The following is a 24,530-nucleotide window of genomic DNA, read 5'->3' on the forward strand; positions in this document are numbered from 1 at the left end:
ACAGCGTCGCGATATGACACCGAAAGCGAGAACCTACAATGCGGGGCCCACCTGGGCGACGCACTACGGATGCGCTTGGTCCGCTGGCCGAAGGAGCGGCGCATGACGACGCTCAAGACCGGTGAGGGAGACCAGCCGGTGAATTGCTGGTCACACATGTCACGTCATGACACTGAACCGGAGAAACCGCACGATCATGGATGAGCTCTCCGAGGACCTGGACCTTCTTCCCGCCACCCGGCGCGCGCTGAGCCACCGGATCGCCGTCGCGCAGAGCGAGGGCCGCGCCCCCTCCGTGTCGGCCGCCGTCGCGCGGGGCGGGGTGGTGGTCTGGGAGGGCTCTCGGACCTCCGTACCCGGCCATGGTCCGGACGGGAACGTCCAGTACCGGATCGGGTCCATCAGCAAGACGTTCACGGCGGTCCTCGTGATGAGGCTGCGGGACGAGGGGCTGCTGGACCTCGCCGATCCCCTGGAGAAGCACCTGCCCGGTACCAGGGCCGGTGAGGTGACGATCGCCCAGTTGCTGGCCCACACCGGCGGCTTGGCGGCGGAGACGCCCGGCGAGTGGTGGGAGCGTACGCCCGGGTCGGCGCGGCCGGAGCTGGCCGACGTCCTGGGCGAGGAGCCGTTCCGGCACGCGCCGGGGCGCCGGTTCCACTACTCGAACACGGGTTACACGCTGCTGGGTTCGCTCGTCGAGGCGCTGCGGGGGAGGCCGTGGGAGGAGGTGCTGCGGGCCGAGGTGCTGGAGCCGCTCGGACTGGACCGTACGAGTGGGGCGCCGCAGGCCCCCCACGCCGGCGGCTGGGCGGTGCACCCGTGGGCGGACGTGATGATGCCGGAGCCGCTGGAGGACCTCGGGCTGATGGCGCCGGCCGGTCAGTTGTGGTCGACCACACGGGACTTGGCACGGTTCGCCGGTTTCCTGCTGCGGGGCGACGAGCGGGTGCTCGGTGAGCGGACCGTCCGGGAGATGCGTACGCCGGCCTCGCCCCCGGAGCCGGGCATCGCCGAGTCCGGTTACGGGCTGGGTGTGCAGCTGACGGTCGACGGCGGGCGTCGCCTGGCGGGGCACGGGGGCTCGCTGCCGGGGTTCCTCGCGGCGCTGTGGGTGAGCGAGGCGGACGACGTGGCGGCGGTGGTGCTGGCGAACTGCACGTCGGGCCTGCCGACCTCGACGGTGGCCGCGGAGCTGGTGGCGATCGTGGCGGCCGCGGAGCCGAGGTTCCCGGAACCGTGGCAGCCGTTCCGCGAGGCCGACCCGGTGGCGCTGGAGCTGTGCGGGCCCTGGTACTGGGGAACGTCGGCCCACGTGGTGCGGCTGAAGGCGGACGGGGCACTGGAGCTGGGACCGCTCGGAGCCACCGGGCGGGCCGCACGCTTCCGGGCGGAAGCGGACGGCAGCTGGACGGGGTTGTCCGGCTACTACGCCGGGGAGACGCTGCGGGCGGTGCGGCGTGACGACGGGTCGGTCGGCCACCTCGATCTCGCGTCGTTCGTGTTCACGCGGGAGCCGTACGACGCCCAGGCCCCGGTGCCCGGCGGGGTGGACCCGCAGGGCTGGCGGGGCATCGGCTGACGGTCCCGGCCGGGACGCGGCCCCTCGGTCAAGCGGCCAGTTCGCGTTCCAGGGGCGTACGGATGCGCGGGGTGATGCGGGCGTCGCCCACCCACCCGGCCAGGCGCGAGGCCTCCGCCGTGATCGCCGCCTCGGCGGCCCGGCCGGGGTCGCCCAGCAGCCGCCAGGCGATCCGGCCGTCCGACCGCTGGGCCCAGCCGCCGACGATCTCGCCGTTCCACCAGACGGTGGGGCCGATGTTGCCGGCGTAGTCGAAGAGAGCGGGCCGGTGGGCGGGATCGAGGTGGAAGCCCCGGTCCGCCCAGCCCATGCTGCTGGGATCGAGGGCCGGCAACAGGGCCGCCCAGGGTTCCGGGGCCGGTTCGGCGCCGGTGTCGCCCGGACTCACCAGCGCCGTCGTCCCGTCGTCGAGACGGACCCGGTCGGTGCCGGCGGCGGAGAGGGCCTTGCGGACATCGGTCAGACTCCAGCCTGTCCACCACTTGAGGTCGGCCTCGGTTGCCGGGCCGTACGCCTGGAGCCACCTTCGGGCGATCTCGGCGCGGGCCTCTGCCACGGGTACGGCGGGCCAGGGGTCGGTATGGGCCCAGCGGTACTGGCTGGAGGTCCACGATCCGCGCGGCCGGTCACGCCGGATCCTGCCGTCGGCGGCCAGCAGGCGGATGACCCGGGTGGCGACGCCGGTCTGTGCCTCGTACCGCTTGCCGCGGTCGATGGTGATCTTCTGGCGCAGGGTCGGCACGGCGGCCGACAGCTGGATTCCCGTGGAGGGGCCACCGGCATCGAGAGCGTCGAGTGCGGCGCTCTCCGCCCCGGCCAGCCAGTCGGCGTCGAGCCCCTGGCCGTCCTCGGCCAGTTGCCTGAGGAAGGTCCGGCGCTCCTTGGCCGCGATGCCACGGGCGGTGGATGCATCGACGTGCGGGGCCAGATCGGTGGAGACCACGAAGAGCGTGTTGCGCATGCTGAGCAACCGCACGAGGCTGACGTCCTCGTAGAGCGCCCGCTCGATGGCGTCGGGGCCGCAGTCGATCAGTCGGGCACGGGCGGAGAGGAAGACCGTCGCGGCGTCCGTGGCGTGCAGGGCGACCACGGCGTCCGCCGCCTGTACCACCGCCGAGCCCCGGGCCGAGGGCGCCAGCCGGTGGCGCCGGCCGAGCCGGTGCCGTCGCTCGGAGGTGCTGATGAGGGGAAGGCGTGCGCTCATCCTCCGGATCCTAGGCCGGGCCGCCGACAGGAGGCCCGGCCCGCCGGTGTGGGGAGCTTCAGAGGGAGAGCTTGAACCCGACGTGCGAAGCGGTGAAACCGAGCCGTTCGTAGAAGCGGTGGGCGTCGGTCCGCGTCGCGTCCGAGGTCAGCTGCACGAGGGCGCAGCCCTCCGCCCGGGACTGTTCGACGGCCCACTCGATGAACAGGGTGCCGAGGCCGCTGCCGCGCTCGTCGGCGTGCACCCGTACGCCCTCGATGATGGATCGGGTGGCCGCCCTGCGGGAGAGGCCCCGGACGATCGTGAGCTGGAGGGTGCCCACGACGCGGTCCGCTCGAACAGCGACGACCACGTGCTGGTTCGGGTCCTCGGAGAGGTGCTTCAGGGCCGTCAGGTACGGGGTGAGGTCGTCGGGGGATTCGCGTGTGGCGCCCAGGGGGTCGTCGGCGAGCATGGCGACGACGGCGGGCAGGTCGGCCTCGGTGGCCGGGCGGATGGTCAGTTCGGAGGCATCGGTCATCGTGGTGCGTTCCTCTCTCAGCCCGCGGCGACGGTGAGCGGCGCCCAGCGCCGGGTCCAGTCACCGGGCAAGCCGGGGATGTCGCGGGTCATGACGGCATTGAAGGCCACGGATTCCAGGCCGCGTTCCTTCAGCCAGCCGAGGAACTCCTGGTGCCGTACGTCGACATCGGTGCGCAGCGGTCGGTCGGTACCCGTGGCCAATGCGGTGACCAGGGCTTGGGCGGTGCCGGTGTCACGGGCGATCAGCGGGCCGATGACGTGGGTCTCCATGTTGGGCCATGCCGCGGCGTAGCCGCTGAGCGTGCCGTCGGTGTCCTCGGCTACGACCAGGCGGTCCGCGAAGGCCGGCAGCCGGGTGATCATGTGCGTGCGGTCGGTGCCGAAGACCTCGGCGTCCAGGCGCAGGATGCGCGAGAGGTCCTCGGCGCGCGCCGGACGGACGCTGGGGGCGCCCGACGGGCCGGGAGCATCCTCGTGCCGGAAGGTCCCGCGGAGCATCTCGGCGCGGCCCGTGGTGTCGAAGCCGAGCTCCTCGTAGAGGGGGCGGCCGAAAGGGGTGGCGTGCAGGGTGAGCGGCACGCCCTTGAATACGTCGTCACACACGTGCTTCATCAGGTGGCGGCCCAGCCCCCGGCGGGCGTAGCGGCCGGCGACGAGGACCATCCCGACGGCGGCGAGTTCCGGTTGCCCGTTCGCGTGGCCGTACCCGGTGACGACGCAGGCGGCGGCGAGCCCCTGCCCGTCCGGGGCATCGACGCCGTAGCCCTTCCCGGCCGCGAGCAGCAGTCTCCACTTGTGGTCCTCGCGGGGCCAGCCGCGATCCTCGGACAGGTCGGTGCACCGGCGGAGGTCGTCCCCGGTCAGCGCTCGGATCGGTAGATCGGTGAGATGTGGTGGTGTCACCGACTCAGACTGGATCATCAGTCGCCGACCGTCCAGAGGATTCGTGAGGTCGGTGTTTCACGTGAAACACGCTGTTTCACGGGAATCGGAACGGCTAATCTCGATGGTCATGACCACCCTGCACCTCTTCGACCTCGACGGAACCCTGATGTACGGATCCGCGGCGCCGGTCGAGATCTCCCGTCAGCTCGGGGTGAGTGCCGAGATCGCGGAACTGGAGCGGGCCTTCGGCGCACGGGAGATCGGACCGCACGACTTCTCGGTGGCCGCTCATGCGCTGTGGGCCGGGTTGACGCCCGCGCACGTCCGGGCGGCGTTCGACGGGGCCCCCTGGCTGGCCGGCATCCGGGACGTGTGGCGCGAGATCCGGGAACGCGGCGACTACTGCGCGGTCATCTCGCTGTCCCCCTCCTTCTTCGTCGAGCTCCTGCTGGAGTGGGGCGCGCATGCCGCGCACGGCTCCGTCTTCCCCGAGGTGCCGTTCACCCGGCCCGTGGAGGTGGCCGGCATCCTCACCCCCGAGGCCAAGGTCACCGTCGCGGACCGGCTGTGCACCCGGTTCGGCGTGACCCGGGGCGACTGCGTCGCGTACGGGGATTCGATTACCGATTCCGTGCTCTTCGAGGTGGTTCCGGTCTCGGTGGCGGTCAATGCGCGGCCCTATCTCGCGGAGCGCGCGACCCATGTCTACGAGGGCAGGGACCTCCGGGAGGCGTACCAGCTTGTAGGGGTGGCACGCCCGGGAGTTGAGGCATCTTAAGGGGATAGTGGGCTCGAAACGCAGATTTTCCGCATTTCCCCGCAGGGCTCAAGGTCGGCTGGCACGCTGTGAATCCCGGAACCACGGATGCACAGCCCGTGGCGTGTGCAGACCGACCGAGATGCTCGAAGCGAGGCACCGCATGGACGCTCCGCCCACCAGATCGGCCAGACGGGAGACGGCCCCGATACCCTCCGGGACCGGTACGGCCGAGCCCTCGTCGGATGCCGTGCTCATCCGCAGGACCCTCGGGGAGATCGGACCCGTCGCCGACAAGGTGACCTCATACTTCTACGCCCTGGTGTTCATAGGGCACCCGGAGCTGCGGAGCCTCTTCCCCGTGGCCATGGACGTACAGCGCGACCGGTTGCTGAAGGCGCTGCTGACGGCCGCCGAGCACATCGACAACCCGGACGTACTCGTCCCGTACCTGCGCGCGCTGGGCGCCGGTCACCGCAAGTACGGCACGATGCCCGGCCACTACCCGGCGGTGGGCGAGGCCCTCGTCGGGGCGCTGGCCCGATACGCGGAGGCGACGTGGGGGCCGGAGGCGGAGGCCGCCTGGGTCCGGGCGTACACCGCGATCTCCCAGATCATGATCGACGCGGCGGCCGAAGACGCGGCCCCGGCCTGGTGGCACGCCGAGGTGGTCTCCCACGATCTGCGTACCCCGGACATCGCGGTGCTGACGGTCCGCCCCGACCAGCCGTACGCCTTCCTGGCGGGCCAGTACACAAGCCTGGAGACCCCGTGGTGGCCGCGGGTGTGGCGGCACTACTCCTTCGCCTCGGCGCCGCGGGCGGACGGGCTGCTCTCCTTCCACGTCAAGGCCATCCCCGCGGGCTGGGTCTCCAATGCGCTGGTACGCCATGCCCGCCCGGGCGACGTACTGCGCCTCGGGCCGCCGTCCGGGTCGATGGTGGTCGACCACACCACGGACAACGGGATGCTCTGCCTGGGCGGCGGAACCGGAATCGCGCCGATCAAGGCGCTGATCGAGGACGTGGCCGAGCACGGCGAACGGCGTCCGGTGGAGGTGTTCTTCGGCGCGCGCAGCGACAGCGACCTGTACGACAAGGACACGTTGCTGGGCCTGCAGCGTTCCCACCCGTGGTTGTCGGTGCGCCCGGTGGTCGGCGACGGGCTGGCCGGGCAGCTTCCGCAGGCGGTCGGCCCGCACGGGCCGTGGAGCTCGTACGACGCCTTCGTGTCGGGCCCTCCCGCGATGATTCGCAGCGGAGTCGACGAACTCAAGCGGATCGGGATCCCCGACGAGCGGATCCGCCACGACGCGGTGGAGGAACTGGCCGGTGTCGCCGGCTGAGAGCGGCGGGGAGTCCGCCGGTCTCAGCCGGCGACCTGAGCGGCCGGCCGGTGACGCGAGAGGCCGGCCGGCGACGTAAGCGGTCAGCCGGGTGGGGTGGAGGTCAGCCCAGGTCGGCGGCGTGCATGGCGCGTACGCCCTCGATGTTGCCGTCAAGGTAGTGCCGGAGGGACAGCGGGACGAGATGGACGGCTGCGATGCCGACCCGGCTGAAGGGCACGCGGACGATCTCGTATTCGCCCGCGGGTTCGTCGATCTCGGGGCCGTGCCGTTGGCTGGGGTCCATCGATTCGAGGTGGCAGACGAAGAAGTGCTGCACCTTCACGCCGGTCACTCCACGCTCGGCGATGTGCTCGACCGTGTCGACGAAGCAGGGCACCACATCGATGATCTTCGCGCCGAGTTCTTCGTGTACCTCTCGGTGGAGGGCGTCGACGACGGTGGCGTCCGAGGGTTCGACTCCCCCGCCGGGGGTGAGCCAGTACGGATCGACGCCGGGCTTGGTGCGCTTGATGAGGATCAGGTCGTCACCGTCGAGCAGGATCGCGCGGGCGGTGCGTTTGACCACGGGACGTTCGGTCATGGGAGAAGAGTGGCCCATGGCTCCGCTTCTGAAACGCGCCACGGCCGGATCAATGCGCGCTCACCAGCGTGCGGCGGCGTGCAGCAGGCTGTCGTGGGCCCGCGCGAGGTGGGCGAGGGCGAGGCTGCCGGCCCGCACGACCAGGAACCAGGTGCGCAGCGGAGGGAGCGCGGGCTCGGGCAGGGCCACGATCCTCCCGGAGTCGAGGGCGTCCTGGCACAGGTACCGGGGGAGGACGGCGAGCCCCGCGCCGGCCCTGACGCATTCCAGGACGGCCCGCAGGTCGGGCGCGACCACGGTGGCCGCGGGGAGTCTGGCGTCGGGCACGGTGTCGAAGACGGCGGCCCAGTAGCGGGTGACGAGCGGCAGGGACTCGTGGACCTCGACCAGGGGGATGCCGTCGAGCGCCGCGGCGCCTTCGGCGCGCAGCCGTTCCGGGTCGACGAAGGCGGCCCAGTAGGGGGCTGCGACCAGGACGTGCTCCTCGTCGCACAGGGCGGTCGCGCTGAAGAGCTCCCTGCGGGGCTGGGCGGTGGTGACGACGAGGTCGTGGTGGCCGGAGGCCAGCCCGTCGAGGGTCTCCTCGGCCCCGCTCCGGAAGGTGGTGCGCAGGGAGTGGCCCCGCCCGACGAGGGGCGCGAGGGCCGGGAGCACGCGCAGGCTCAGGAACTCCGGCGGTCCCGCGAGGTGGAGGGTGCGCAGCGCGCCCGCGGCCTCCTGCTCGGCTTCGGTGATCCGCAGCAGGGCGTCGAGGTGGGGTGCTGCCTTGTGGGCGAGCTCGTCGCCTATCGCGGTGGGTGTGACGCCGCGAGCGCGGCGGTGGAACAGCGGTCTCCCGAGCTGTCGTTCGAGGGTACGGATCTGCGAGGTGACGGCCGGCTGGGACAGTCCGAGGAGCGCTGCGGCCCGGGTGAAGGAGCCGGCCCGGTGGACGGCGACGAAGGTGCGCAGTAGGGCCAGGTCCACGGCGGCACCTCTCGCTGGGGGCCTACAACTATAAATATCCGGATAGGCACCTGTCGTTACCGTGATTGGACTCTGACGAGGAGTCAACTAGCCTTGTCACGTGGTTCTTCGCGCGCGGAACCCGGGGCGGTCCGAGCCACTAGGGGGGAGGCTCGGACCGCCCTTCCTCACCGTCTTCAGCTGCCGTCACCTGCGAGGACGAGGGCTCTCAGGACGTCCGCGACCAGGTCCGAGGTGTCCTCGGCCCCGGCGGAGAAGCGGATGAACCCCTCCGGCACGGCGTCGCCGCCCCACCGCCCGCGCCGCTCTGCCGTGGACCGTACTCCACCGAAACTCGTGGCGTCCTCGACCAGGCGCAGAGCCGCCATGAAGCGTTCCGCGTGCCCGCGGTCGGGAAGCGTGAAGGAGACCACCGAACCGAAGCCCCGCATCTGGCGGGCCGCCGTCTTGTGGGACGGGTCCGTGGCCAGGCCCGGGTAGCGCAGTCCGGTCACGTCGGCGTGCCCGGCGAGTGCCTCGGCGACGGCCAGCGCGTTCTCCCATTGGCGGTGCGTGCGCAGCTGGATGGTGGCCAGGGAGCGGTGGGCCAGCCAGGCCTCCATCGGGCCGGGAATGGCGCCGACGATCTTCCGCCACTTCCGGACGCGCGCGGCGAGTTCCGGGTCGCGGCAGACGACGTACCCGAGGAGCAGGTCGCCGTGGCCGGTGAGGCCTTTGGTACCGCTGGCCACGGAGAAGTCCGCGCCGAGCTCCAGAGGGCGCTGGCCGAGCGGGGTGGCGAGGGTGTTGTCGACGGCGACCAGGGTCCCGCCGGCGTGTGCGGCGTCCGCGAGGCGGCGTACGTCGCAGACGTCGAGCCCGGGGTTGGACGGGGTCTCGATCCACAGCAGCCGGGCGCCGTCGAGGGCCTCGAGCTGGGCGTCCTCGCCGGTCGGAGCGGTGCGTACGAGGATTCCGTACGCCTCCAGTTGCTCCCGCAGCAGCGGGAGCGCCTGGTAGCCGTCATCGGGCAGGACGACGGTGTCCCCGGTGCGCGCGTGGGAGAGGAGGACGGCGGAGATCGCTGCCATCCCGGACGCGAAGACGACGGTGTGCACGTGCTGGCCGGGCGCCTCCAGTTCCCCGACGGCCTGCTCCAGCAGGGTCCAGGTGGGGTTGGTGTCGCGGCCGTAGGTGTACGGGCCCTCGACGTCGCCGGGCAGGTGGAAGTGCGCGGCGAAGACCGGCCCGGGGAGGGTCGGCTCGTTCTTGACGGGTTCGGGCAGCCCGGCGCGTACGGCGATCGTGCCGTCGCCCAGGCGCTGGTCCCGGTCGTGGTCGTTCACTCGGTGTGCTCCTTCACGGCCTCGCGGACGGCGGCCAGCAGGCCCGGACTCGCCGCCTCGAGCAGGGTCAGGCACTCCTCGAATCCGTCGAGGGAGCCGTAGTAGGGGTCTGGTACGTCGGTGTCCCAGGTCGCGGCCGAGGGGTTGTAGGACCTCAGCAGCCGGACCTTGGCCGCGTCCTCGGGAGTGGGCGCGAGTGCCTTGAGATCCCGCAGGTGCTCGGAGTCGAGCGCGATGACGAGGTCGAGGCGGGCGAACCAGGAGGACCGGAACTGCCGGGCGCGGTGTCTTGCGCGTATCCGGCGGTCTCCAGGACGGACACGGTGCGCGGGTCGGCGCCGTCGCCCTCGTGCCAGCCGCCGGTGCCGGCGCTGTCCACCTCCACCAGACCGTCGAGCCCGGCCTCGGCGACGCGGGCGCGGAAGACCGCCTCGGCCATGGGCGAGCGGCAGATGTTGCCCTTGCAGACGAAGCAGACGCGGTACATGGGCGGCCGGCTCAGTTCTTGTCGGGCAGGAGCATGTTCACGGCCCAGGAGACGACGGAGATGATGAAGGCGCCGAGGACCGCGGTCCAGAAGCCCTCGACGTGGAAGCTCAGGTCGAGCTGCTCGGCCAGCCATGAGGTCAGGAGCAGCATCAGCGCGTTCACTACGAGGGTGAACAGGCCCAGGGTGACCACGAACAGCGGCAGTGAGAGCAGCCGCACCACGGGCTTGACGATGAAGTTGACCAGTCCGAAGACCAGGGCGACCAGGATGAGGGTGAGGGTCCGCCGGCCGAGGCTGCTGCCGTCGTCCAGAGTGATGTCTGCAAGGAGCCAGATGGCGACGGCCAGTGCCGCCGCGTTGGCGAGCGTCTTGACTACGAAATTCGTCATGTGTCTGATCGTTGCAGAGAAGATCCCGGCGGGACATCCGCAGATCAGCGGATGCGACGGCGCGACTGACCACAAGGGGCACGAGGACGATGAAGGCCTTCCGGCTGGACGAGCTCGAAGCGGAGCGGGCCGCCAATGACGGCGCCTATCTCCAGTTTCTGCGTGAGCGGAACATGTCGGTCGGGCTGTACGCGCTCGACGCGGGGCGGAGCGACCCGCAGACTCCGCACCGTCAGGACGAGGTGTACTTCGTCGTGAGCGGCCGGGCATCGATCACGGTCGGGGAGGAGACGACGACGGTGGCACGCGGCAGCGTCGTCTACGTGCCCGCGGGAGTGCCGCACAAGTTCCACCACATCACCGAGGACCTGCGGGTGATGGTGGTGTTCTCCCCGCCCGAGAGCTGAGCGGACCGGACTGCTGAGGGTCGCGCCCCCTGATCCCCCTAGGGGTCGGATCAGGGGACTCCGGGGGCTCACGGCCCCCCGCCGGGGTCGTAGGACTCCTAGCATCGAGTGCAGGAAGTCAAGGACGAGGAAGAAGAGGTCGAGGACATGGATGGCATCCGAGAGACGTTCGCAGGCATGCCCTGGTGGGTTAAGTGGGTGGCCGTTCCGCTGCTGGCACTGTTCGTCTTCGGCGGTGTGATCACCAGCGTCCTCGGCGCGCTGATCGGCATCGTCTTCAAGCTGCTCTTCTTCGTCGCCCTCGTCGGCGGTCTCGTCTTCGTGGTGAAGAAAGTCGGCGGCGGGTCCAAGTCCTCCTCCCGGGAGTGGTAGGAGGACCCGGCCCGGGCCGTCCCGGGATTGAGCCAGGTGAGGGAACGTAAGACTCGAAACCGCTCACACCCCGGGAATCGGCGGATAGAGTGGCAATCTGTGCCGTTCCCTGGGCACCCGTAAAGCCGGTAGCACCGCTCTGACCAGCGGTGAAGTGAAGCAGTCGCCGAGCACGACCCCAGGAGCCACGCGGCACGCGCGGGGGCGGCCCCCGCAGGGCGGGTCTCCCCGGAAGCCCGCCGCCACGCCTGGGGGTGACCTTGTCTTCGGTTCACAACGGCGGTGTGCCGACGCTGATCGGTTCGGTGCAGCGGGCGCTGAGACTGCTCGAGGCCGTGGGGTCCCACAGCGGGGGAGCCCCGGCGAAACAGCTGGCGCGCGAGGCCGGACTGCCGCTTCCCACCGCGTACCACCTGCTGCGCACCCTGACGCACGAGGGCTATCTGCGCCGGGAGAGCGGGGTCTTCGTACTCGGCGACGCGGCGGCGCGACTGGCCCGCGGCGGACTCCAGCAGAAACGTCGCAGCATGATCCTCGACTCCCTCGCGCACTTCCGCGACGCGGTCGGTGCTCCCGTCTACTTCGCGGTCTACCGCGAGGGTGAGATCGAGGTCGTGGGTGTCTCGGACACCCCGGCCAGCCCGGCTTGCGAGGAGTGGGCCGACTTCCGCGCGACGGGCCACGCGCACGCCATCGGCCAGTGCCTGCTCGGTCAGCTCGACGAGAGGACGCGCAAGGACTACTACGACCGTCACCCGGTCGAGGCCATCACCCCTTATACCGTGCAGGATCTGCGCTCCCTGGAGCAACGGATCGGATCCCTCGAACGGATGCAGCCCGTTACTGAGCGTCAGGAATACTCCCTCGGCACCGTGTGCGCAGCCATCCCGATCACGGCGGGCGATGTGGCCGCGACGATGGCCATTTCTCTCCCTCTGCACCAGGAGAGTCAATTGCTGTCTGCAATCGATCGACTACGGAGTGAAGTAGGCGCGCTGTTGAGCACCCTCTCGTTCTCTATCAGTATCTGAAAACTCACTCCTTGTGATCTGCAAGCGCTTCCACCACTCTTGTCAAGAGGGCCCTGGGGGACCATTCCTGGCCACTTCCACAACAGCGGGGTAGTCAATGCGCGAGTCGGTACAGGCAGAGGTCATGATGAACTTCCTCGTTTCCGAGGAGCTCTCGTTCCGGATTCCGGTGGAACTCCGGTACGACGCTCGTGATCCCTACGCAGTCCGCCTTACCTTTCACCTTCCCGGAGACGCGCCCGTGACCTGGGCGTTCGGCCGGGAACTTCTCCTCGACGGCATCAACAAGCCCTGCGGCGAAGGCGATGTGCACATCGCGCCCTCCGAACCGGAGGAGCTGTCCGACGTTCACATCCGGCTACAGGTCGGCGGTGACCGGGCGTTGTTCCGTGCGAGCGCGGCGCCGCTCGTTGCGTTCCTCGACCGCACCGACCGGCTTGTTCCGCTCGGTCAGGAGAGGAATCTGGGTGATTTCGAGGAGCACCTCGACGAGGCGCTCGGAAAGATCCTGTCCGAGTCGCGGCAGAACGAGCAGAACGCCGGCTGAGGCAAGGGCTCAGCGCCGCGCGACGGTGACTGACAGTCAGCGGATGAGGGTGCCGATCGGTCGACGGCCAGCGTCGCGCGGGACCTGACCCGCCGGGTTGGCGTCGCGCGGGATCCGGCCCGCCGGGTTGGCGTCGCGCGGGATCCGGCCCGCCGGGTTGGCGTCGCGCGGGATCCGGCCCGCCGGGTTGGCGTCGCGCGGGATCCGGCCCGCCCGCACCCGCTCGCACCCGCCCCGCTCGCACCCGCCCCGCCGTCGTCAGCGCTTGCGCCGCCGGCCCCGGCCGCCGCGCCCCGGCCCGGCGGCAGGTGCCCCCGGACGGTCGGCCGAGACGACCAGGGCGGCAAGCACCGTCGTCACCGGGACCGAGGCCACGAGTCCGATCGAACCCACGAGGGTCCGTACGATCTCCGCCGCGACCAGCTCGCTGTTGGCCACGGCGCCCATGCTGCTGTTCGCGATCGAGAACAACAGGAGCAGGGGCAGAGCGGCGCCCGCGTAGGCCAGCACCAGAGTGTTGACGACCGATGCGATGTGGTCCCGTCCGATCCGGATGGCCGCTCGATAGAGGCCTCGCGGTCCCATCGACGGGTCGGCATGGTGGAGTTCCCAGACGGCGGAGGTCTGGGTGACCGTCACGTCGTCTAGTACGCCCAGCGATCCGATGATCACGCCTGCGAGCAGCAAACCGCTCATGTCGATGTCCGGGTAGAGCCCGTGGATCAGACCGGTGTTGTCGTCGGTGTTGCCGCTGAGGAAGGCCCAGTCGATGAACACCGAGCCCAGCAAACCGATCAGCAGCAGGGAGACGAGGGTGCCGAGGACGGCGACCGAGGTCCGGGCGGTCAGGCCGTGGCACATGTACAGCCCGATGAGCATGATCGCGCTCGCTCCCACGATCGCCACGACCAGCGGGTTCGAGCCCTGGAGGATGGCGGGGAGGATGAAGAGGGTCAGCACCCCGAAGCTGATGACCAGCGCGATCAGTGCGAACAGCCCTCGCATCCGGCCGACGAGGATGACCGCGACCGCGAAGATCCCGGCCAGCACCGCCATCGGGAACTTCCGGTTGATGTCGATCACCGAGTACTGGAGGTCGCGCGGGGCGTCCGGCGCGTACGCGACCACCACCTCCTGGCCGTCCGCCAACTGCCGTGGCGCGCCCGGCTGGACGATCTCCACGAAGGTCCGGCCCTTGTCCGGGCCGGTGCCGACCTCGATGGTGGCCTTCTTGCACTCGCCGGTCTCCGCGGCCTGCGCCTCGCGGCCCGTCGGCGTGGACGTGTCACCGGTCGACGGCACCTGGGAGGCGTTCACGGATTTGCAGTCGACGCGCGCCAGCGAGACGACCTTGCCCTGCTGCGTCTGCCGGTCGAAGCCGACCCCCGTGCGCTCGTGGCCGGGCGCGCCTCCCGGCCAGAGCACCACCAGGCCGACGAAGACGGCGGTGGCGAAGGGGATCAGCACGGCCGCGATGACCTTGCGCAGGTGCTTCGAGACGGGGGCCGCCGGGCCGTGGCCGTGGCTGTGGGAATGACCGGATGGGGCTTCGTGGCCCGCGTGTGCATGGCCTGCGTGGCCGGCGGGGTCTGTGGGCTCGGTGGGGGGCTGCGGCGAGGACGTCACTGGCTGATCATCGCAAGAGATGAGGGGGCCCACTGTTCAGCACGCCATAGATGACGCTAGCGTGGGGGCACCTTTGCACAACGCGGGAGCTCGGAGCACCGGGCTGAGAGGACGCTGATCACCGTCGCGCATTACCAATGCGTACGGGAAGAGGCTGCGTCGACCGCCGAACCTGTTACCGGGTAATGCCGGCGTAGGGAGATCAGGTCTCATGACCATTCAGGACGCACGCACGCCTGCCGTCAGCCAGGACGCCGACGGCCAGACCGAGCGCCAGCCCGGCTGGCACAAGGGCTACGTGGCGGGCTCCCGCCCCGACATTCGGGTGCCGGTCCGTCAGGTTCACCTCACCAACGGCAAAGACGTGACGCTCTACGACACGTCCGGTCCGTACACCGACCCGCAGATCGAGACCGACGTCCGCCGGGGCCTCGCCCCGCTGCGCGAGAACTGGATCATCGCGCGCGGAGACACCGAGGAGTACGCGGGACGCCCCGCGCGCCCCGAGGACGACGGGATCAAGCACACCTCGCCGCGCGGCGGCCTCAAGAACCTCGACGCGGTGTTCCCGGGCCGCCCCCGTCAGCCACGCCGGGGCCGCGGCGGCGTCGCCGTCACGCAGCTCGCGTACGCCCGCCGCGGTGAGATCACCCCGGAGATGGAGTACGTCGCTATCCGCGAGAACGTCTCCTCCGAGGTGGTCCGCGAGGAGATCGCCGCAGGCCGCGCGGTGCTGCCGGTCAACGTGAACCACCCCGAGATCGAGCCGATGATCATCGGCAAGCGGTTCCTGGTGAAGGTCAACGCCAACATCGGCAACTCCGCGGTCACCTCCTCCATCGAGGAGGAGGTCGACAAGATGACCTGGGCGACCAAGTGGGGCGCCGACACGGTCATGGACCTCTCGACCGGCCGCAACATCCACACCACGCGCGAGTGGGTGCTGCGGAACTCCCCCGTCCCGATCGGCACCGTGCCGCTCTACCAGGCGCTCGAGAAGGTCGACGGCCGTGCCGAGGACCTGACCTGGGAGATCTACAAGGACACGGTCATCGAGCAGGCCGAGCAGGGCGTCGACTACATGACGGTCCACGCCGGCGTGCTGCTCCCATACGTGCCGCTGACCGCCCGCCGCAAGACCGGCATCGTCTCGCGCGGAGGCTCGATCATGGCCGCGTGGTGCCTGGCGCACCACAAGGAGAACTTCCTCTACACGAACTTCGAGGAGCTCTGCGACATCCTCGCGACGTACGACGTCACGTACTCGCTGGGTGATGGTCTGCGGCCCGGGTCTATCGCGGACGCCAACGACGCGGCGCAGTTCGCCGAACTCAAGACGCTGGGCGAGCTGAACACGATCGCCAAGCGGCACAACGTCCAGACCATGATCGAGGGTCCGGGCCACGTCCCGATGCACAAGATCAAGGAGAACATCGACCTCCAACAGGAGATCTGCGAAGAAGCGCCGTTCTACACGCTCGGCCCGCTGACCACCGATGTGGCGCCCGCCTACGATCACATCACCTCGGGCATCGGTGCCGCGATGATCGCCTGGTGGGGCACCGCGATGCTCTGCTACGTCACCCCCAAGGAGCACCTGGGCCTGCCCAACCGGGACGACGTGAAGACCGGTGTCATCACGTACAAGATCGCCGCGCACGCGGCGGACCTGGCCAAGGGGCACCCCGGAGCCCAGGAGTGGGACGACGCGCTGTCGGACGCCCGGTTCGAGTTCCGCTGGGAGGACCAGTTCAACCTGGCCCTCGACCCGGACACGGCGCGTGAGTTCCACGACGAGACCCTCCCCGCCGAGCCGGCCAAGACCGCGCACTTCTGCTCCATGTGCGGTCCGAAGTTCTGCTCGATGAAGATCTCGCAGGACATCCGCCGACAGCACGGCGGAGACCTCAAGGCCGACGAGATCCAGGCGGGCATGGCGGAAAAGTCCGCGGAGTTCGCGGCCGCGGGCAACCGCGTCTACCTGCCGCTCGCCGACTGACGCACCAGCAGAAGGCGTCGCCCCATGGCTCTTCGGGCCGGGGCGGCGCCTCTCCACCCTGGCGCCTGGGTGAGCTCCGACTCCTGGAGCGCGGGCCCGGAGCTCAAGGGGTGGCAGGACGAGGTGTCCCTCGCCATGAACGTGCACTTCCACGGCCTGCCGTCCCGGCCCGCTGTCCCTGACCGCCGTCGCTGAACGATCCCGCCCGGCGGAGGCGGCCGCTGGGGAACGGCCGCGGGCCGGCGGGCGCGCCGTTCCCTCCAGGCCGGTGTTTCACGTGAAACAGGAGGCGTGGTGGGGGACGCCCGCGCGGGCGGGCGGACGCGTCACTTCGGGTCGTGTTCCGGTCCGCCGAAGTCCGGGCTCGTGAAGTCCGGAGGTGAGTAGCCGGGCGGAGGCCCCTGGGAAGGGGTGCCGGGACTGGTGAAATCGGGAGCCGTGTAGCCGAGGCTGGGTATCCGGCTGCCGCGCCCGCGCGGAGGCGGGAAGCCCGGCCCCGCACTCGGGTCGGCCAGCGCGTCCCTCAGGAACGGCATGATGCCGCGCTCCAGTAGGGCGTGGCGCCAGGCCTCGCGCGCCCGGGCGACCTCGTCGGGCACTGCCTCGGACTCGTCGGCCACCACCTCGGTCGAGCTGTTGCGGACTGCCGTCACCAGCAGGCCGATCACGGCGCACAGCAGGCCGGCCACGGTGAGCGCGCCGAAGAGCCAGCCAGCCGTCAGCATGGTCTTGGCGAAGGCGGGTTCGGGCTCGATCATCTTCAGGCTGTAGCCCACGAGCAGGAAGATCAGCATCGCGGTGCCCGCCAGTACCGGCGCGAGGACCGCGATGACTGCGCCCGCTCCCGCGCCGTCGCCGCCTTGCCCGCCGTTCTCCTCACCCGACGACCCCGGGGTGGACAGGAGCTCGTCGCGCCGCTCCCCGCGGACCTTCACGTAGTGGTCGTACTCGGCCGCTGCCGCGGCCGACAGCAACGCACTGGCTCCCATGGCCATGGTGCGCAGCTGTTCGGCGTTCAGCCGCTCGCCGAGGGTGGCGAGCTCGGGACGCTCGGGCGCTGTGCGAAGCGCCTCGTCGAGGAGGCGATCGAATTCCGGTCGGTCTTCGGTCAGCAGGTGCGGAGCGCTGGTCATGTGCATCCCCCGATGCTCCGTAGAAGCCGGTATGCCCGCGTAGACCCGGGCGCCGGCACAAACGGAGGAGAGCCTGCTACGGATAGAGCGATGGTAGAGCGCGCACGCCACCCGTTGACAGGGGCTTTCCGGAAATAGCCTGCTTCGGTAACAGTCAGTTGCTCAACGGAAGTTGCACGACCAGCAGTTTGCCTGCCATCGTCACCCCGCCGTCCATGGCGATGGCGAGCCCTTCCGCGTACACGTGCGGGCCGTCCACCGCCTCGGGGCCGCGTGCCGAGTCACCGTCCTCCGTGCCCACTTCACCGAGCAGGTAGGGGATCGGGCTGTGGCCGTGCACCACGCGGCTGCCGCCGTAGGTGCCGAGCAGTTCGCGTACGGCCTGGGGGCCCGTGTCCTCGTCGCGGAAGGCGAACCGCTTGGTGAACTTGCGGAACAGGTCCCAGGTGATGTCGGCGTCGTTGCGGTTGAGCAGCTCGTGGATGGTGTCGTTGACGTCCTCGATCGAGTCGCCGTAGTCGAGGTAGGCCGTGGTGTCGGAGTGCAGGAGCAGGTGGTCCTCTTCCAGGACGGCCGCGTCCAGCCGGGACATCCACTGAAGGTGTACGTCCTGCAGACGCTCCATGTCGGTGCGCTGGCCGCCGTTGAGCAGCCAGGCGGCCTGGAAGGTGGCCGTACCGGCGCCGGAGGCGACGGGGGTGTCGCCGAACCGCTTCGCCCCGATGAGCAGGAGCTCGTGGTTGCCCATGAGCGCCTTGCAGTAACCGCCCGCGGCGGCCGCCTCTGCGGACAGCCGCATGACGAGGTCGATGACGCCGATGCCGTCGGGACCGCGGTCGGTGAAGTCGCCGAGGAACCAGAGCCGGGCGTTGCCGGCGGACCAGCGGCGTTCGGCGTCGATCAGGCTCTGGGCGCCGAGTTCGGTGACGAGCTCGTCGAGGTAGCCGTGCACGTCGCCGACCACGTAGAGCGGCCCGGGGCCGCCGGGAGCGGTCTCTTGGGGGACGTAGTGGATCTGGACGGTGTCCCCGGGGCCACCGACCGCGCCGCGACCGATGACGGGCAGGTCGCGCTGTGTCGGCGTGTAGCCCTCGGGATCGTCCGGTTCGGGCTCGTGGCTCATCAGCGGGACGGGCGCGGTGTCGCCGGGCGCGGTGCCCCCCTCGTAGTACGCCGGGTACGAGCCGTACACGGGTGGCTCGCTGCCGAACCCCTCGGACACGCCGTACGGGGCGGGCTCGGTGACCGGAACTCGGAAGTCCCGCAGCGTCTCCGTCCGCATAGCGGGTCCCTGACCGGCCCCCTGAGTCATCGACCCCTCCACCACCGTCGCGCTGTCGTACACCTGCGGACCCTCCTGACCTCCGGGGAGGAGGGTCCGTGATGTCGTGCGCCCATCATAGGAATGCGGCTCGCGCTCTGTGACGCACCAGGGTGGTGAATCCTTTCCGGAGCCGATCCTTCCTGCTGTTTTCTCCCGATATCGGTGTTGCTGAAATCTTTGACGAGGCCTTCGGCCGCGTCGCGGGGTGGTGTGGAGGTCAGTCCTGCGCCGGTGAACGGGGTGGGCTGACGGTGGTGCGGGGCTGCCTGCGCTGCGAAGAGGTACGGATGATCAGTTCGGTCGGGACGACCTGTTCGACGGGGCGCCCGGTGTCGACTCCCTCGATCGCGTCGATCAGCAGCTGCACGACGGCGGTGCCGATGCGGCGCGGTTTGAGGGAGAGGGTGGTGATGGGCGGTTCGGTGGTGGCGTACACGGTGGACTCGCTGCAGCACACGAGCAGCAGGTCCTCGGGGACGCGCAGGCCGTAGCGCCGTGCGGCGGCGAGCAGGTCGGTGCCGTTGGGGTCGAAGAGCCCGTACACGGCGTCGGGCCGGTCGGGGCGGGCGAGGAGCCGGTCGGCGGCGACCGCGCCCGCGCACGGGTCGTGGGCGGGGTAGGACTCGTAGACGGGATCCTGGCCGACCCGCTCGCACCAGCTCAGGTAGGCGGTGGTCGAGAGCCGGGTGTAGGTGTCGGTGGTGGTGCCGGTCAGGAGTCCGATCCGGCGGGCGCCGGCGGCGGCGAGGTGGTCGAGCAGGTTGAGTACGGCTGCCTCGTGGTCGTTGTCGACCCAGGCGGTGACGGGGAGGGAGCCTGCCGGGCGGCCGTCGGAGACGACGGGCAGGCCTTGACGGACGAGTTCGGTGACGACTGGATCGTGGTCGGAGGGGTCGATGACGACGGTGCCGTCGAGGGCGACGTTGGACCACACGTCGTGTCGGGAGGTGGCGGGGAGGATGACGAGGGCGTAGCCGCGCGCCAGCGCCGCTGAGGTCGCGGCCCTGGCCATCTCGGCGAAGTAGGCGAATTCGGTGAAGGTGAAAGGTTCATCCCCGTACGTCGTCACGGTCAGGCCGATCAGGCCCGACTTTCCGGTACGGAGGGTGCGGGCGGCGGCGGACGGGCGATAGCCCAGCCGGTCGGCGACCTCGCGAACGTGGCGGCGGGTGGCGTCCGGCAGCCGCCCCTTGCCATTGAGCGCGTCGGAGACGGTTGTGATGGAGACGCCCGCTGCGGCGGCCACGTCCCTGATGCCGGCCCGGCCCTGTCGGCCGGCGGCCCGCCGGGTGGTCTCGGTCCGGCTCACCTGATGCTTCCCTGCTGCTGTCATGGCGAGCCGATAGTAGGGCTCGGCGGGGTGGGTGGTCCGGGTGCATATGCACGCGTTGACAGGCACGTTTCTGCATGGTTCGCCACCCTCAATGACCTTGGAAAGGAAGGTGTTTGAGGGATGTGAGGGGTCGGGGCGCTTGTCGGCGGGACCGGGCATGCCAAAACAGTGTGCTCTCGGACCGGTCTCAACTCACCTGCACGAGGGATGCGCGCCACGGCGCAGGCCACCGGCGCACGCATATATGCGCGCGCTCCCCCGCATTCCAGGCGCCCCCATTCTCGGGAGCGAGGAATCCTCATAAGGTGAGCAGTATTGAGTCGACGGCGACGTCGTACGGGACGGTCGAGGAGGACCTGCGGTGAGCGAGAACAGCCCGAAGCTGCGCGCCGAGCTGGACGGCATTCCGACATACAAGCCCGGCAAGCCGGCGGCCGCGGGCGGACCCGTCGCGTACAAGCTGTCGTCGAACGAGAATCCCTACCCGCCGCTGCACGGGGTGCTGGAGAGCGCCGTCGCTGCCGCGGGGAACTTCAACCGCTACCCCGACATGGCCTGCACCGGGCTCGTGAACGAGATCGCGGAGCGGTTCGGGGTGCCGGTCGGGCACGTCGCCACCGGCACCGGCTCGGTGGGCGTGGCGCAGTCGCTGATCCAGTCGACGGCCGGACCGGGCGACGAGGTCATCTACGCGTGGCGCTCCTTCGAGGCGTACCCGATCATCGTGCAGATCTCGGGCGCGACTTCCGTGAAGGTCCCGCTCACCGACGGGGACGTGCACGACCTCGACGCCATGGCCGCGGCGATCACGGAGCGGACCCGGCTGATCTTCGTCTGCAACCCGAACAACCCCACCGGTACCGCGGTGCGCCGTGCCGAGCTGGAGCGGTTCCTGGACCGGGTGCCCTCGGACGTCCTGGTGGTGCTGGACGAGGCGTACCGCGAGTTCGTGCGCGACACGGACGTGCCGGACGGCATCGAGCTGTACCGCGACCGCCCGAACGTCGCCGTGCTGCGTACGTTCTCCAAGGCGTACGGGCTGGCCGGTCTGCGCGTCGGCTTCGCGGTGGCGCACGAGCCGGTGGCCGCCGCGCTGCGCAAGACCGCGGTGCCCTTCGGGGTCAGCCAGCTCGCCCAGGACGCGGCGGTGGCCTCGCTGCGCGCCGAGGACGAGCTGATGGGCCGGGTCGGGGCGCTGGTGGGCGAGCGGGCCCGGGTGCACGAGACGCTGCTGGCGCAGGGCTGGACGGTTCCGGACACGCAGGCGAACTTCGTGTGGATGCGTCTGGGCGAGCGGACCGCCGACTTCGCGGCAGCCTGCGAGAGGGCCGGAGTGGTGGTCCGGCCCTTCGCGGGCGAGGGCCTGCGGGTCACGATCGGTGAGACCGAGGCGAACGACCTCTTCCTGCACACGGCGGGAGAGTTCTTCAAGGGGCTGTAGGGGGGACGCGGCCGGTTCGGCGGGACGCTGCGGGCGGGGTCGATCCGGTCCGGCGCGCTGGTTCGCCGGGCCGCGCCGCTCGGCCGGCCGGTTCGCCGGGCCGGCCAGTTGACCGGGTCCGTCGCCGGGCCGGTCCGCTAGACCAGTTCCACGCGGATCGGGTCGCCCTCGCGGACGGAGGACAGCAGGCGGGGGTCGCCGTCGAAGGAGCCGAGCACGTTGCAGGGGCTCGCCAGTCGGCTCTCGCCCGCGCGCGAGATGGGCGTGGGGCCGTAGGGGAGCGCCAGCGCGTCGCCCTCGGTCCAGAACGCGACGGTGCCGGGATCCACGACCTGCCGGGCGTCGTGCTCCAGGGCCACGGAAACGCCGGTGTCGAAGTAGACCTCCTCGCCCCAGAGGTTGGCGGAGGCGGAGATCGGAAGGGCCTCGGACAGCGCCTTGCTGGTCGGGGTCTCGTCCAGGGTCGCGGTGAGCTGGCCCGCGGGCCAGGAGATTCGTATCTGCATGGGCCGCATTCAACAATCTGTTGAAGTTGTTGGCTAGGGGTACCCCCCTTCAGAGATCCGAAATGCAGTAGGACATAATGCTTGTGAATGTGAACGCGTTCACAAGCGTGTCCCGCTTCCTCCCGAGTTGAGTGGGATACATCAGGCAATTGCCGCTGTCCCTCACGGCCGAAGGAGATGACGTGGACCTCGCTTTGGCGCCGGAAACCCTGGCGCGATGGCAGTTCGGCATCACCACCGTCTATCACTTCCTCTTCGTCCCGCTGACGATCTCGCTCGCCGCGCTCACCGCCGGCCTGCAGACCGCATGGGTGCGATCCGAGAAGGAGAAGTACCTCAGGGCCACGAAGTTCTGGGGCAAGCTCTTCTTGATCAATATCGCGATGGGTGTCGTCACCGGCATCGTCCAGGAGTTCCAGTTCGGCATGAACTGGTCCGACTACTCGCGGTTCGTCGGTGACGTCTTCGGGGCCCCGCTGGCCTTCGAGGCGCTGATCGCCTTCTTCTTCGAGTCGACCTTCATCGGTCTGTGGATCTTCGGCTGGGACAAGCTGCCGAAGAAGATCCACCTCGCCTGCATCTGGATGGTGTCCATCGGCACCATCCTGTCCGCCTACTTCATTCTGGCGGCCAATTCCTGGATGCAGCACCCGGTCGGGTACCGCATCAACGAGGAGCGGGGCCGGGCCGAGCTCACCGACTTCTGGCTGGTCCTCACCCAGAACACCGCGCTCACCCAGTTCTTCCACACCATCACGGCCGCGTTCCTGGTCGGCGGCGCGTTCATGGCCGGCATCGCCGCCTTCCACCTGGCCCGCAAGAAGCACATCCCGGTGATGCGCTCCTCGCTGCGGCTCGGCCTGATCGTCATGATCATCGCCGGTATGGGTACGGCCATCAGCGGCGACCTGCTCGGCAAGGTCATGTACAAGCAGCAGCCGATGAAGATGGCCGCCGCCGAGGCGCTCTGGGACGGAGAGGCGCCCGCACCCTTCTCGGTCTTCGCCTACGGAGACGTCGACAAGGGCCACAACAAGGTCGCCATCGAGATCCCCGGCCTGCTCTCGTTCCTTGCCAACGACGACTTCACCTCCTTCGTCCCCGGCATCAATGACGTCAACAAGGCACAGCAGGAGAAGTTCGGGCCGGGCGACTACCGGCCGAACATCGCCGTGGCCTACTGGGGCTTCCGCTGGATGATCGGCTTCGGCATGGCCTCCCTCGGCATCGGAGCGCTGGGGCTGTGGCTGACCCGCAAGAGGTTCATGCTGCCGCCGGGCCTGCGGACCGGTGAGGACGAGGTCCCGCACCTGGTCCTCTTCAGGAAGGCCCTGAGCCCCCGCTTCGCCAACCTGTACTGGGTCGTCGCCCTGTGGACGATGGGTTTCCCGCTCATCGCCAACTCCTGGGGATGGATCTTCACTGAGATGGGCCGCCAGCCGTGGGTGGTCTACGGGGTCCTGCGCACGAGGGACGCCGTCTCGCCGAACGTCTCCCAGGGCGAGGTCCTCACTTCGATGATCGGCTTCACCCTCCTGTACGCCGTGCTGGCGGTCATCGAGGTCAAGCTCCTCGTCAAGTACGTCAAGGCAGGCCCGCCCGAACTCACCGAGGCCGATCTCAACCCGCCCACCAAGATCGGTGGGGACGACAAGAACCCCGACCGGCCGATGGCCTTCTCGTACTGAGGCTGAGGAGTCCACACCATGCAACTCCACGACGTCTGGTTCGTGCTCATCGCCGTCCTGTGGATCGGCTACTTCTTCCTGGAGGGCTTCGACTTCGGAGTCGGGGTCCTGACCAAGCTGCTCGCCCGCGACCGCACGGAGAAGCGGGTCCTGATCAACACGATCGGGCCCGTGTGGGACGGCAACGAGGTCTGGCTGCTCACTGCCGGCGGCGCGACCTTCGCGGCCTTCCCCGACTGGTACGCCACCCTCTTCTCCGGCTTCTACCTGCCGCTGCTGCTGATCCTGGTCTGCCTCATCATCCGGGGTGTCGCCTTCGAATACCGGCACAAGCGCCCCGAGGACAAGTGGCAGACCAACTGGGAGCACGCGATCTTCTGGACCTCGCTGATCCCCGCGTTCCTGTGGGGCGTGGCGTTCGCCAACATCGTGCGCGGCGTGAAGATCGACCAGGACAAGGAGTACGTCGGGACCTTCCTCGACCTGCTCAACGTGTACTCGATCCTCGGCGGCCTGGTCACCCTCACCCTGTTCACCTTCCACGGCGCGGTCTTCACCTCGCTCAAGACGGTCGGTGACATCCGGGTCCGCTCACGCCGGCTGGCCACCCGGCTCGGTGCGGTGACCGCCGTACTGGCCCTGGTCTTCCTGATCTGGACCCAGCTCTCGCGCGGTGACGGAAAGAGCCTGATCGCGATGGCCATCGCGGTGGCGGCCCTGCTCGGGGCCGTGGGCCTCAACCTGGCCGGCCGCGAGGGATGGTCGTTCGCCCTGTCCGGCATCACCATCGCGGCCGCCGTGGCGATGCTCTTCCTCACCCTCTTCCCGAACGTCATGCCGTCCTCGCTGAACGACGCCTGGAGCCTCACGGTCACCAACGCCTCGTCCAGCGCCTACACCCTGAAGATCATGACCTGGTGCGCGGGAGTGGCCACTCCACTCGTCATGCTCTACCAGGGCTGGACGTACTGGGTGTTCCGCAAGCGGATCGGTACGCAGCACATCGTCGACGTGCACTGAGCCACCCGGAGCCCGGCTCCGGCCCACCTGCCTGACTGACCCTGCCCCTGGGGGA

At 69.8% G+C, this 24,530-nt stretch carries 25 protein-coding genes and 1 pseudogene; 12 read left to right on the forward strand and 14 right to left on the reverse strand.

The features are described 5' to 3' along the window. Nucleotides 1-196: 196 nt before the first annotated feature. The gene (locus OTB16_RS19340) at nt 197-1,582 is read left to right on the forward strand and encodes a serine hydrolase domain-containing protein (protein WP_267721497.1); all 1,386 of its coding nucleotides are present in this window, start codon (nt 197-199) and stop codon (nt 1,580-1,582) included. Between the two features lie 28 nt (nt 1,583-1,610). On the opposite strand, the gene OTB16_RS19345 is transcribed toward OTB16_RS19340, so the two are convergent. From OTB16_RS19345 to OTB16_RS19355, 3 genes are read right to left on the reverse strand one after another with little or no spacing between them, the layout of a single operon-like run. After that, a complete protein-coding gene (locus tag OTB16_RS19345) occupies nt 1,611-2,786 on the reverse strand; it encodes a winged helix DNA-binding domain-containing protein (protein WP_267721498.1) in 1,176 nt (391 codons plus the stop codon). A 58-nt stretch (nt 2,787-2,844) separates the two neighbouring features. After that, on the reverse strand, nt 2,845-3,306 hold the full coding sequence (locus tag OTB16_RS19350; protein ID WP_267721500.1) for a GNAT family N-acetyltransferase: 462 nt from the start codon (nt 3,304-3,306) through the stop codon (nt 2,845-2,847). Between the two features lie 17 nt (nt 3,307-3,323). After that, nucleotides 3,324-4,229, reverse strand: coding sequence for a GNAT family N-acetyltransferase (locus tag OTB16_RS19355; RefSeq protein ID WP_267721501.1), 906 nt, complete (start codon nt 4,227-4,229; stop codon nt 3,324-3,326). 91 nt (nt 4,230-4,320) lie between these two features. Between OTB16_RS19355 and OTB16_RS19360 the strand changes: the two genes are divergently transcribed. After that, nucleotides 4,321-4,971, forward strand: a complete 651-nt coding sequence (locus tag OTB16_RS19360) for an HAD family hydrolase (protein ID WP_267721502.1) — start codon at nt 4,321-4,323, stop codon at nt 4,969-4,971. A gap of 229 nt (nt 4,972-5,200) precedes the next feature. Further along, entirely contained in the window at nt 5,201-6,295 is a 1,095-nt protein-coding gene (locus tag OTB16_RS19365) for a globin domain-containing protein (RefSeq protein ID WP_420717743.1), read from the forward strand. Nucleotides 6,296-6,398: 103 nt separating this feature from the next. Here the strand turns inward: OTB16_RS19365 and OTB16_RS19370 are convergent, their stop codons facing one another. The 5 genes and pseudogenes from OTB16_RS19370 to OTB16_RS19390 all read right to left on the reverse strand — a co-directional run bounded on the left by OTB16_RS19370 (nt 6,399) and on the right by OTB16_RS19390 (nt 10,048). After that, nucleotides 6,399-6,878 carry an NUDIX domain-containing protein gene (locus OTB16_RS19370; protein WP_267721503.1) on the reverse strand — a complete coding sequence of 160 codons (480 nt, stop codon included), beginning with the start codon at nt 6,876-6,878 and terminating at the stop codon, nt 6,399-6,401. Nucleotides 6,879-6,938: 60 nt separating this feature from the next. After that, a complete protein-coding gene (locus tag OTB16_RS19375; protein ID WP_267721504.1) occupies nt 6,939-7,844 on the reverse strand; it encodes a LysR family transcriptional regulator in 906 nt (301 codons plus the stop codon). Between the two features lie 176 nt (nt 7,845-8,020). Next, nucleotides 8,021-9,169, reverse strand: a complete 1,149-nt coding sequence (locus OTB16_RS19380) for a cystathionine gamma-lyase (protein WP_267721506.1) — start codon at nt 9,167-9,169, stop codon at nt 8,021-8,023. Further along, nucleotides 9,166-9,656 (reverse strand): annotated as a pseudogene (locus tag OTB16_RS19385) (low molecular weight protein-tyrosine-phosphatase). The gene OTB16_RS19380 and the pseudogene OTB16_RS19385 overlap by 4 nt, the downstream one beginning before the upstream one ends. An 11-nt stretch (nt 9,657-9,667) precedes the next feature. Further along, nucleotides 9,668-10,048 (reverse strand): phage holin family protein, encoded by a 381-nt coding sequence (locus OTB16_RS19390; protein ID WP_267721508.1) that lies wholly within the window; start codon nt 10,046-10,048, stop codon nt 9,668-9,670. 89 nt (nt 10,049-10,137) lie between these two features. Here OTB16_RS19390 and OTB16_RS19395 point away from each other — a divergent pair, with 89 nt between their 5' ends. The 4 genes from OTB16_RS19395 to OTB16_RS19410 all read left to right on the forward strand — a co-directional run bounded on the left by OTB16_RS19395 (nt 10,138) and on the right by OTB16_RS19410 (nt 12,405). After that, nucleotides 10,138-10,455: a cupin domain-containing protein gene (locus tag OTB16_RS19395; RefSeq protein WP_267721509.1), complete on the forward strand. Its 318-nt coding sequence runs from the start codon at nt 10,138-10,140 to the stop codon at nt 10,453-10,455. A gap of 147 nt (nt 10,456-10,602) precedes the next feature. Next, nucleotides 10,603-10,827: a DUF5326 family protein gene (locus OTB16_RS19400; protein WP_267721672.1), complete on the forward strand. Its 225-nt coding sequence runs from the start codon at nt 10,603-10,605 to the stop codon at nt 10,825-10,827. 284 nt (nt 10,828-11,111) lie between these two features. After that, nucleotides 11,112-11,858: an IclR family transcriptional regulator gene (locus OTB16_RS19405; protein WP_267721510.1), complete on the forward strand. Its 747-nt coding sequence runs from the start codon at nt 11,112-11,114 to the stop codon at nt 11,856-11,858. Between the two features lie 97 nt (nt 11,859-11,955). Continuing rightward, on the forward strand, nt 11,956-12,405 hold the full coding sequence (locus OTB16_RS19410) for an SsgA family sporulation/cell division regulator (RefSeq protein ID WP_267721511.1): 450 nt from the start codon (nt 11,956-11,958) through the stop codon (nt 12,403-12,405). A gap of 36 nt (nt 12,406-12,441) precedes the next feature. On the opposite strand, the gene OTB16_RS19415 is transcribed toward OTB16_RS19410, so the two are convergent. Together OTB16_RS19415 and OTB16_RS19420 are read right to left on the reverse strand one after the other, a co-directional pair. Then, nucleotides 12,442-12,624 carry a hypothetical protein gene (locus OTB16_RS19415; protein ID WP_267721512.1) on the reverse strand — a complete coding sequence of 61 codons (183 nt, stop codon included), beginning with the start codon at nt 12,622-12,624 and terminating at the stop codon, nt 12,442-12,444. Between the two features lie 39 nt (nt 12,625-12,663). Then, nucleotides 12,664-14,031, reverse strand: a complete 1,368-nt coding sequence (locus OTB16_RS19420; RefSeq protein WP_420717744.1) for a YibE/F family protein — start codon at nt 14,029-14,031, stop codon at nt 12,664-12,666. A gap of 211 nt (nt 14,032-14,242) precedes the next feature. Between OTB16_RS19420 and thiC the strand changes: the two genes are divergently transcribed. Together thiC and OTB16_RS19430 are read left to right on the forward strand one after the other, a co-directional pair. Beyond that, nucleotides 14,243-16,030, forward strand: a complete 1,788-nt coding sequence (thiC, locus tag OTB16_RS19425; RefSeq protein ID WP_267721514.1) for a phosphomethylpyrimidine synthase ThiC — start codon at nt 14,243-14,245, stop codon at nt 16,028-16,030. Nucleotides 16,031-16,099: 69 nt separating this feature from the next. Further along, on the forward strand, nt 16,100-16,225 hold the full coding sequence (locus tag OTB16_RS19430; RefSeq protein ID WP_267721515.1) for a hypothetical protein: 126 nt from the start codon (nt 16,100-16,102) through the stop codon (nt 16,223-16,225). A 131-nt stretch (nt 16,226-16,356) separates the two neighbouring features. Here the strand turns inward: OTB16_RS19430 and OTB16_RS19435 are convergent, their stop codons facing one another. From OTB16_RS19435 to OTB16_RS19445, 3 genes are all read right to left on the reverse strand, one after another. Further along, a complete protein-coding gene (locus tag OTB16_RS19435) occupies nt 16,357-17,169 on the reverse strand; it encodes a hypothetical protein (RefSeq protein WP_267721516.1) in 813 nt (270 codons plus the stop codon). A gap of 148 nt (nt 17,170-17,317) precedes the next feature. After that, nucleotides 17,318-18,490, reverse strand: coding sequence for a metallophosphoesterase (locus OTB16_RS19440; RefSeq protein WP_267721673.1), 1,173 nt, complete (start codon nt 18,488-18,490; stop codon nt 17,318-17,320). Nucleotides 18,491-18,704: 214 nt separating this feature from the next. Then, complete coding sequence (locus OTB16_RS19445) at nt 18,705-19,820, reverse strand: LacI family DNA-binding transcriptional regulator (RefSeq protein ID WP_267721517.1); 1,116 nt, start codon at nt 19,818-19,820, stop codon at nt 18,705-18,707. A gap of 361 nt (nt 19,821-20,181) precedes the next feature. Here OTB16_RS19445 and hisC point away from each other — a divergent pair, with 361 nt between their 5' ends. Next, nucleotides 20,182-21,261, forward strand: coding sequence for a histidinol-phosphate transaminase (gene hisC / locus OTB16_RS19450; RefSeq protein ID WP_267721518.1), 1,080 nt, complete (start codon nt 20,182-20,184; stop codon nt 21,259-21,261). 137 nt (nt 21,262-21,398) lie between these two features. Here the strand turns inward: hisC and OTB16_RS19455 are convergent, their stop codons facing one another. Then, the gene (locus OTB16_RS19455) at nt 21,399-21,767 is read right to left on the reverse strand and encodes a cyclophilin-like fold protein (RefSeq protein ID WP_267721520.1); all 369 of its coding nucleotides are present in this window, start codon (nt 21,765-21,767) and stop codon (nt 21,399-21,401) included. A gap of 182 nt (nt 21,768-21,949) precedes the next feature. Between OTB16_RS19455 and OTB16_RS19460 the strand changes: the two genes are divergently transcribed. After that, nucleotides 21,950-23,455 carry a cytochrome ubiquinol oxidase subunit I gene (locus OTB16_RS19460; protein ID WP_267721522.1) on the forward strand — a complete coding sequence of 502 codons (1,506 nt, stop codon included), beginning with the start codon at nt 21,950-21,952 and terminating at the stop codon, nt 23,453-23,455. 18 nt (nt 23,456-23,473) lie between these two features. Next, on the forward strand, nt 23,474-24,475 hold the full coding sequence (gene cydB / locus OTB16_RS19465) for a cytochrome d ubiquinol oxidase subunit II (RefSeq protein ID WP_267721523.1): 1,002 nt from the start codon (nt 23,474-23,476) through the stop codon (nt 24,473-24,475). Nucleotides 24,476-24,530: the final 55 nt, after the last annotated feature.

It is taken from the genome of Streptomyces antarcticus (assembly GCF_026627255.1).
GTDB classification, from domain to species: Bacteria; Actinomycetota; Actinomycetes; order Streptomycetales; family Streptomycetaceae; genus Streptomyces; species Streptomyces antarcticus.